1 rRNA gene is annotated in these 255 nt (G+C 58.8%); it reads left to right on the forward strand.

From position 1 onward, the window contains the following. Positions 1 to 145: 145 nt before the first annotated feature. Positions 146 to 255 (forward strand): 5S ribosomal RNA (rrf, locus tag LRQ04_RS20540); the annotation flags it as partial.

Below are 255 nucleotides of genomic sequence, written 5' to 3' on the forward strand. Positions count from 1 at the left end.
CACAACACACTGCACGCGTCCACTATGTGGTTCCCAACCAACAACCCCGGGAACCAACACACAACAAAATAAACAACCAAGCACCACAGTTGTAACCACAGTCTTCCCACCCACCCCCACACGGGGTTGGGACGGGTAACAGGGTTACGGCGGTCATAGCGTGGGGGAAACGCCCGGTCCCATTCCGAACCCGGAAGCTAAGACCCACAGCGCCGATGGTACTGCACCCGGGAGGGTGTGGGAGAGTAGGACACC

It is taken from the genome of Paenarthrobacter sp. AR 02 (assembly GCF_021538675.1).
GTDB lineage: Bacteria > Actinomycetota > Actinomycetes > Actinomycetales > Micrococcaceae > Arthrobacter.